The 6,648-nt window shown below is 38.8% G+C and carries 6 protein-coding genes; all 6 read right to left on the bottom strand.

The annotated features are described in order from the left end of the window. Window positions 1–131 precede the first annotated feature (131 nt). A complete protein-coding gene (gene ileS / locus ACJMMI_RS06470) occupies window positions 132–2,897 on the bottom strand; it encodes an isoleucine--tRNA ligase (protein WP_405354389.1) in 2,766 nt (921 codons plus the stop codon). 39 nt (window positions 2,898–2,936) lie between these two features. Then, a complete protein-coding gene (locus ACJMMI_RS06465) occupies window positions 2,937–3,647 on the bottom strand; it encodes a DivIVA domain-containing protein (RefSeq protein ID WP_405354388.1) in 711 nt (236 codons plus the stop codon). Between the two features lie 11 nt (window positions 3,648–3,658). After that, entirely contained in the window at window positions 3,659–4,408 is a 750-nt protein-coding gene (locus ACJMMI_RS06460; RefSeq protein ID WP_405354387.1) for an RNA-binding protein, read from the bottom strand. After that, on the bottom strand, window positions 4,395–4,865 hold the full coding sequence (locus tag ACJMMI_RS06455) for a cell division protein SepF (protein WP_405354386.1): 471 nt from the start codon (window positions 4,863–4,865) through the stop codon (window positions 4,395–4,397). Before ACJMMI_RS06455 ends, ACJMMI_RS06460 begins: the two co-directional genes overlap by 14 nt. Before the next feature lie 19 nt (window positions 4,866–4,884). After that, window positions 4,885–5,598, bottom strand: coding sequence for a YggS family pyridoxal phosphate-dependent enzyme (locus tag ACJMMI_RS06450; protein ID WP_405354385.1), 714 nt, complete (start codon window positions 5,596–5,598; stop codon window positions 4,885–4,887). Then, a partial coding sequence (locus tag ACJMMI_RS06445; RefSeq protein WP_405354384.1) for an HlyD family efflux transporter periplasmic adaptor subunit occupies window positions 5,579–6,648 on the bottom strand: 1,070 nt, incomplete at its 5' end. The genes ACJMMI_RS06450 and ACJMMI_RS06445, both read right to left, overlap by 20 nt.

Genomic DNA, 6,648 nt, shown 5'->3' with positions numbered 1-6,648 from the left:
AATACCTTTATTATCTGATCTACCACAGCAAGAAGTATTCCGATTATTACGGCTATAAAAGGCATAAAAAACCTCCATAAAGCTAAATCGGTGCAGCAATATGTTACACCGATTTAGTATTTAACTTAATATTATTTTAAGATATTACTGCAACGCTTGCAAAGGTGTGGGTGTTCACTGTCACAACCAACAGTTTCGCTGATAATCCAGCAACGCTCGCACTTCTCACCTGTTGCCTTTTCAACAGCTATTTCAAGCTCACCGTTGTTCTCTGTAATTTCTACAGCAGATACAATGAATGCAGCAGCAAGCTCAGGCTCAGCCTTTTTAAGGAATTCAAGCTTTTCACCGCTTGCTTTAAGCACTACCTTAGCCTCAAGTGAGCTCTTGATTGTCTTATCCTTAATCAAAACTTCAAGTGACTTCTTAACATCGTCACGAAGCTGATGAATTTCATCCCAGAATGGCATAAAATCAGCGTCAGTTTCAATTTCAACCTGAGTTGGCATTTCGTTGAAAATAACATTTTCAGCATTTTCATTTGATGAATGTGGCATATATCTCCAGATTTCATCAGATGTATATGCAAGAATAGGGCTGATCATTCTTGTCATAGCATTAAGAATGATGTAGATAGTAGTCTGTGCAGCCTTTCTTGAGTGACTGTCTTTCTTTTCGGTATATAATCTGTCCTTGAGTACATCAAGGTAGAAGTTAGACATATCAATTACGCAGAAGTTTCTGATTGAGTGATATACCTGGTGGAATTCGTAGTTATCGTAAGCCTGCTTAACCTTTGCGATAAGCTCATTAAGCTTTACAATAGCCCACTTGTCCATAGGCATAAGCTCATCTACAGGAACAGCATCGGTATCCGGGTTAAAGTCATAAACATTACCGAGAATATAACGGGCTGTGTTTCTGATTTTTCTGTAGGACTCAGAAATCTGCTTCAAAATCTCATTTGAAATATGAACATCAGACTGGTAGTCAGTAGATGAAACCCAAAGTCTGAGTACATCTGCACCATACTTTTCAGTAACATCCTGTGGGCTGATACCATTGCCGAGTGACTTACTCATCTTTCTCTTTTCTTCATCAAGAATCATACCATGGGTAAGAACTGCCTTATACGGAGCAACGCCCTCAGTAGCTACAGATGTTAAAAGTGATGACTGGAACCAACCTCTGTACTGGTCATTACCCTCAAGGTAAAGATCTGCAGGGAATTGGAGATTATCACGCTTGCTGACAACAGCTGCATGTGAAGAGCCACTGTCAAACCAAACATCCATAATATCTTTTTCTTTTTCAAATTCAGTACAGCCACACTTTTTACACTTTGTACCCTCAGGTAAAATTTCAGCAGCAGTATGATTATACCAAGCGTTTGAGCCCTCTTTCTCGAACAAATCAGCAACAGCCATCATTGCGTCATTGTCAATGTGAGCCTCACCACACTCTTTACAGAAGAAAATAGGAATAGGAACGCCCCATTTTCTCTGACGAGAAATACACCAGTCTTTTCTTTCCTTAACCATATTTGTAATTCTGTCATGACCCCATGCAGGAATCCACTTAACGCTGTCAATAGCCTCGCAAGCCCTGTCCTTGAAGTCATCAACAGAGCAGAACCACTGGTCTGTTGCTCTGAAAAGAATAGGTGTTTTACATCTCCAACAATGTGGATACTGGTGGATAATCTTCTTTAATGCAAAGAGATATCCGTTTTCATCAAGATATACAGCAATTTTCTTATTTGCTTCATTAGTGCTAAGACCAGCAAAAGGACCTGCTTCCTCGGTAAGAACACCGTTTGAATCAACAGGGCAGATTGTAGGAATTTCAGGGTAGTTCTGACATACATTAAAGTCATCTACACCATGACCCGGAGCAGTATGAACGCAGCCTGTACCGCTTTCAAGAGTTACATGGTCACCAACAATTACAAGTGACTCTCTGTCAAGGAACGGATGGGCTGTCTTGATATACTCAAGCTCACTACCCTTTACAGTAGCAACTACTTCATAATCTGTAATTTCAGCAGCCTCAAAAGCTGACTTGTAAAGCTCTGTAGCCATAACAAGGTATTCATCACCGGTTTTGATAACAGAATACTCATATCTTGGACCTACGCAAATTGCAACATTGGCAGGCAATGTCCAAGTTGTTGTTGTCCAAATAACAAACTTAACCTTAGCAGGGTCTAAGCCAAGGTTTGAGAAAACTCCCTTATCGTCAGTTACAGGGAATTTTACATAAATTGAGTGGCATGGATCCTCTGCATACTCAATTTCAGCTTCAGCAAGAGCAGTTTTACACTCAGGACACCAGTAAACAGGCTTTAAACCCTTGTAAATGTAGCCCTTTGTTGCCATTTTAGCAAATACTCTAATCTGCTCAGCCTCAAACTCGTGTTTTAAAGTGATATATGGGTTATCCCACTCACCGATTACACCAAGTCTTTTGAACTGTGTACGCTGATCATTGATATAGCCTGTTACGAACTCTTCGCACATTTTACGAAGCTCAACAATAGAAATTTCCGCTGAATTGCCGATACCGGCTTTCTTTCTTGCTTTAAGCTCAGTTGGAAGACCATGAGTATCCCAACCCGGAACATATGGTGCTTTAAAGCCGGCCATATTTTTATAACGAACAATGAAGTCCTTTAAAATTTTGTTTAAAGCATGGCCAAGATGAATATCGCCGTTTGCGTATGGAGGGCCATCGTGAAGAACAAATAAAGGCTTGCCCTCGTTAATCTCCATAAGCTTTTCATAAACTTTGTTATCTTCCCAAGACTTTAATGTAGCAGGTTCGCTTTTAGGAAGTCCTGCTCTCATAGGAAAGTCGGTTTTCGGAAGATTAAGTGTAGAATTATAATCCTGAGACATTGGTTACACTCTCCATATATTAGTTTTTACTAAATACCATTATTCAGCAGAAACATCGTAGTTGTCACCAAATTTAAGGTGACCAAACTTAGGTGCTTTTTTCTCATCATTCTCTGCATCTTCTTTTGAAGAAGAAAGAATTTCAGATACGCTATCATCGGCATTGTTTTCATTTTCTTCCGTTTTTTTTACTTCTACTGCTGCCGGCTCAGCAGGCTTAACTGTATCCTGTGGCTTTTCCTCAATTACAGGAGCAGTAGGATATTTTTCGTTAAGTAATTGTCTTGCAGCCTCTAACTCCGAAGCAGTCGGAAGGTCGTTAATCATCTGAAGATGCTTTTTATAAAGCTCTACAAGCTCGCTCTTAAGCTTAACTGCGTCTGACTGAAGAAGAAGGTAATTTTCCTTTTCTGTAGCAGTCATTCTGTTTGTATCAACTAAAAGCTGCTGAGCCTTAGTTTCAGCCTCTCTTACAATCTTAGAAGCTTTTTCCTTAGCCTCTCTGATGCAAGCATCAGAAACCTTTTGTGAAGCAAGAAGAGCATTTCTTACAGTTTCTTCATCAGCTCTGTACTGCTCAACTCTTGTTGCAAGAACATCGATTTTATGTACAAGGTTAGTTTTCTCTTTTTTCAACTGTTCAAAAGCTACAATGACTTCATCAATAAATGCGTCAACATCTTCAGCCATATAGCCCTGACGGCCAGCTTTTCTGAAACTAACATTTTTAATTTCATCAATAGTAATCATTTAAAGCACTCCTATCTGAAATGTATTACTAAAATTTTGTGGCGACCTTTCTTAGTTTCGCCCAAAACTTTATCTAACTTAAATTTGCCCTTACCTCTTATTGTAAAGGTATCTCCCTCTTTAACCTGGCAACTCACATTTTGAGTTACAACAAAATTTAAGGTAGTTTCTCCCGATAAAATCAGTTTTGCCGTTTTATCTCTCGAAAGTCCACTTACCGCAGCAACAATATTGTCAAATCTGAGAGATGAAACCGTAAGACTCATTTCCTCTGTACCTCTGCCCTGCGGAAGATTTGCAAGGTTTGGCGGGACAATTTTTACTCCTGCTCCACCGATTTTAAAAATCTGTGATTCTATATAATCTTTGAGTTCACTTTTTACGAAAACTACAGTTCTGCCGTTTTCAACAAGAATATCTCCAACTGTATCACGCTCAATGCCAAGTGACATAAGTGTGCCGAGAAAATCACGATGCGTAAGCTTATCACACACCCTGTATTTGAATTCTATAGCAGATATAGGAAAGGCTGACTGCTCGGGTTCATTATAGAACACCCCGAGCATCTTTCTTTCGCAATTTTCACTTCCACCAAAAAAAATATAATTATCAAAATATATGCTCTGCAATACCTTTTGTGCAAGAGCCTGCTTTGCTTCGCTTAAAAACTGAGAGAAAACAGGTTTCTGACGAGTATAACAGAGTGAAGTCAAATCTTCTATTCTGGAGCTGAAAAGCTCATCGTTATCAGAAGTAGACACCGCTGTTTTCTAACTCATCAAGTAAATCGTCACCGGTAAGATCAACATTATTTGGAATAATAATGTATGTATTAGAAGCAACTTTCTTGATTTTGCCATCGTTAGCATAAGCAACACCGCTGAGGAAGTCAAGAATTCTTCTGGACATATCCTTATTTGTATCCTCAAGGTTTAATACAACTGTGTGTGACTTTGTAAGGTCATCTGCGATTGTACGAGTTTCCTCACCAAATCTTTCAGGTTTATAAATACCAACCTGAATTTTAGCCTTTGCATTAATATTAACAACCTTGTTGTTAGAGGTAGGAGCTGTGCTTCTCTCTCTTACAGGCTGCTGCTGTTCCTCAGCCTCTTCCTCTTCATTTTCGTCAGCATAACCATATTCGTCATACTCCTGCTGATACTCATCCTCCGGAGCATCCCACATACGCTTGAATTTATCCACAAAACCTGCCATTATATATTTCCTCCTTGAATTATTTACTGTAATCTCTGGCACCAAAAAGTGATGAACCTACTCTTACCATAGTCGCACCATTCAGTATAGCCTCATAATAATCAGCAGACATACCCATTGACAGTATAGTCATACTTATATTATCTAATTTTTTTGACGATATGTCAATAAAGATATTACGCATATTATCAAAATATTTTGAAATTTTCTGTGTATTATCACAAATTGGCGGAATTGCCATAAGTCCTTTGACTGAAATTCCCTCTAATTGAGCTATCTGACACAATAATTCTTCAAGCTGAGAAGCGTCAATACCCGACTTATTTTCTTCATTGCCAATGTTGACTTCAACAAGAACATCGGTTTTTTTACCGATTTTTAAAGACTGCTTAGAAATCTCCGAAGCAAGCTTTAAAGAATCTACAGACTGAATTAAATCAACCTTATCAACAATCTGTCTAACCTTATTAGTCTGCAAATGACCGATAAACTGCAAAGATGCGTGTTCAAGGTCGTATTTTTCGTACTTAGAAAGCAATTCCTGAACCTTGTTTTCGCCGATATGGTCAAGACCTAATGAAATTGCATAATTTATTACATCTGCATCAACAGTCTTGGTTGCTGCAAGAAAAGTAATATCTTCTCTTTTTCTGCCTGATTTTTCAGCTGCCTCAGCAATTCTCTCGTTGATTAGCTTGTAGTTATACTCTACATCACTTAATAACCTTTCCATCGTACAAGTCGTCCCCTTCCGTAATAATCTGGTCATACAGCGAAATTGTTTCTCCGCTGAACAATGTGCCGTCAGCAGGTTCCGGATCACATAAAACAAAGTCATTGCCTGCATAGGCTATTGAAATTTCTTTGAACTGAACTTCGCTTCCGTAAAGAACATAAACACCCTGAACTTTTTTGTTTTCTTTATGTTCCTTGCCGTTTTCATCATATGTTGTCTTTTCAATATAATCATCGTGAATTGCCTTTTTGCTTACACGAAGGCCTGAATATGTGCCCATACCAATTTCAACAGGTTCCTGGCGAATCTCTGAAAGTGAGGTATCCATATAGGTACATTGGAAAATTGCAAGTGCCTTGTCTGAATTGTTATACTGAACAACCTTGTAGATTGATGCAGGAACTGTGTTTGAAGATGCGTCAGAAAAATCAATAGTTACATCATCGCCCCACAAGGTAAGGTCAGTTGCCTCGTCACTTGTAATTTCACAAGCAATGTACCAATCAAGACTGCTGATTACTTTGCCGATTGTTTTATCAGATACGGCAGACTTTTTCATATTATTGAGATTATCAAGGGTAAGACTGCCTATCTTTTTATAGTCATAGCTGTTTTCATAACCGTCGCAATTTGCTACAAAGTAACCTGCCTTTGGAGCAGTGAGCTCTGCGATGCTGTCGCCCGATGAATTTTTGAGGTCATTGATTTGTGCCTGCAAAGAAGCAATTTCAGACTTAAAGCTGGCTGTTTTACCGGTAAAAGCCTGATAATGATTAATCGAGTTTACAAGCGAATTTATATTAGAATCAAATTTGCCTGTATTTGCATTATTGATGTTATAAAGAAATGTTTCAATATTAGTTGTAATGTCATTATTGATAGTTTCAATGCCCTCAGTATTTGAGCGTCTTGTCTGTTCAAGCTTTGTAAGAGCCTGCATACTGTCTTCCAAGGAAGCCGCCTTTGTTCTTGCGATAGCGTCCTCCTCAGTAGAATAAACGCTTGCTACAGAGCCGCTTTTTTTTACCTCGTCACCATCATCAACAT

The organism is Ruminococcus sp. (assembly GCF_045129435.1).
Taxonomy (GTDB): domain Bacteria; phylum Bacillota; class Clostridia; order Oscillospirales; family Acutalibacteraceae; genus Ruminococcoides.
Note: the sequence above shows the minus strand (reverse complement) of the source record. Positions and strands in the feature narration are given on the sequence as shown.